Source organism: Mesorhizobium sp. LEGMi-168a, from assembly GCF_058312955.1.
In genome coordinates, this window is the sequence record NZ_JBZEGV010000078.1 from 1 (window position 1) to 2,049 (window position 2,049).

The following is a 2,049-nucleotide window of genomic DNA, read 5'->3' on the forward strand; positions in this document are numbered from 1 at the left end:
CCTGGTTCAGGCTGCAGGTCACGATGGGAATTATACCGGAATTTCAGGTGCATTGTGGCTTGCTACGCCGCCGGGGCAGCCTCCCGAGGGTCCTCCGACATTGCTCGGCGATGTAGCTGGTGGCGCGCTTTACCTTGCCGTGGGTATTCTCGCGGGCATTTTGAGGGCTAGACAGGACGGGCGAGGCCAAGTCGTCGATGCGGCAATGATTGATGGATCTGCCCACCTTTTGAACCTCTTGATATCCTTTATTCACCTCGATCTGGGCGGGGAAGTTGCTCGCGGAAAGCCTACTGCGCACGGAACGTTCTGGGATCGTGCCTACCAGTGCGCTGACGGAGAGTGGGTCGTAATCCAACCAGTCGAACCCCAGTTTTATGCTGAATTGATCAGACGTCTCGGTTTTGACAATGATCAGCGTTTTGTGAATGGCCAATGCACTCCCGAACTTTGGGCAACGCTCGGAAATGAGCTTGCGGAGCACTTTAAAACCAAGACTCGCGCAGAGTGGACCGCATTGCTTGAAGGTACTGACTCGTGCTTTGCCCCTGTCCTATCGCCCGAGGAGGCTGCTTCACATCCGCAAGTCATCGCTCGAGGAATCTACCAAAGGATCGACAATGTTCTGCAAGCTGCGCCGGCTCCACGGTTTTCGCTAACGCCGTCGGCTGAATTAGGTTCAGTGCCGCCTCGCGGCGCTCATACCGAGGAGATCTTAGCGGAGCTTGGGCTTGGGCGCAGCTCAGCGAGGGGTTGAAGCAGCGTTGGGGTTGGGACAGGCACGCTGACCAGGGCCGCATACAGATTAAGCGCTGCAATTGCGTAACGGCGCTCTTATTGGATGAAGAGAAATCAATGAGTGAGGCAGCACGACTCGTTCTCACGGAGCGGCGGGGTAAGTTTGCCCAATTCGCCTCCAACGAGGAGCGTTTCGTCGAAGCCGAAATCAATCCGCTGATCGTGCGCCCGCAGGGGCAGGGGGCGGTCGCCGTGGATGCGGTCATGCGGCTGGCTAGGCATCATGGCTAGACCTGGGCACTGAGGTCGGGATGCAAAAGGAGATTTGCAAAGTAGGCGGTCTGAAAGGTGTCAAGAAACCGAGCCTCAAGACCCTCCCGTCCTGCGGCATGTTGCTCGCCGATATTGGTGCTGGGGTGGGCTCGGTGCAGCGGTCCGCCTAGCTATGTCAAGGGAGCAGGCCGGAATGGTGTCATCGCTCTATCGGTCGCGTCGAAGCCAAATGGGCGAACACTTTTAGTGGCATCCCGCAGTCTCCAGAATAAATGCGATTGTGCAGGATGAACCTGAGGTGGGAGCCGATGCGGGATGGATCGACCAGACGACCCGCCACGGGCTGCGCTAGAAAGGACGATAATGTACAAGGAAATTCTATACTCGGTCGACAACTTCATCGCTACCATCACGCTGAACCGTCCAGATCGACTTAACGCCCTTACCCCTCAGATGGAGTCGGAGATACGCGCTGCAACAGATCTGGCAACTGCCGATGGTAACGTCCGCGCTATTGTAGTGACAGGGGCCGGCCGGGGATTTTGCGCGGGGGCCGATGTGTCCCTCCTGACCCCAAGGGTTAGTGAAGACCTAGCTGGGAATCCTTATGATTCTGATCAGACGTTCTCGTATCTGCTGGCTGTGCCAAAGCCGATCTTCATGGCGATTAATGGGGTTATGGCAGGCGCCGGGGTGATCTTTGCCGCGTTCGGCGATTTCCGATATATGGCCGACGGGGCAAAGCTCACAACGTCTTTCGCCAAGCGAGGCCTAGTCGCCGAATTCGGTATATCTTGGCTACTCCCTCGCCTGATTGGCACGATGAACGCACTCGACCTCCTTTGCTCGGCGCGAGTCGTCGAGGCGCGTGAGGCGGAGCGCCTCGGGCTGGTGCGTACACTGCAGGCAGAGAACTTTCTTGCGACGGTGCAGGGAATCGCGCGCGAGATGGTAACAATGGCCTCGCCACGATCCATCGGTGTGATAAAGCGGCAGATCTACGACTCGTACTTTCAGTCGCTCGACGAAGCCTCTGCC

At 57.6% G+C, this 2,049-nt stretch carries 3 protein-coding genes; all 3 read left to right on the plus strand.

The genetic code is table 11. The features are described 5' to 3' along the window. Window positions 1-757, plus strand: a 757-nt coding sequence (locus tag AC4FWB_RS33915; RefSeq protein ID WP_491030570.1) for a CoA transferase, incomplete at its 5' end; no start/stop codon positions are given. Window positions 758-855: 98 nt separating this feature from the next. Continuing rightward, window positions 856-1,029 (plus strand): hypothetical protein, encoded by a 174-nt coding sequence (locus tag AC4FWB_RS33920; protein ID WP_491030571.1) that lies wholly within the window; start codon window positions 856-858, stop codon window positions 1,027-1,029. Window positions 1,030-1,374: 345 nt separating this feature from the next. After that, window positions 1,375-2,049: enoyl-CoA hydratase-related protein (locus AC4FWB_RS33925; protein WP_491030572.1), on the plus strand; the 675-nt coding region annotated here is incomplete at its 3' end.

What these genes read in the sequence shown, in the direction of transcription:
- AC4FWB_RS33920 (WP_491030571.1), top strand. Translation starts at nt 856, where the DNA reads ATGAGTGAGGCAGCACGACTCGTTCTCACGGAGCGGCGGGGTAAGTTT.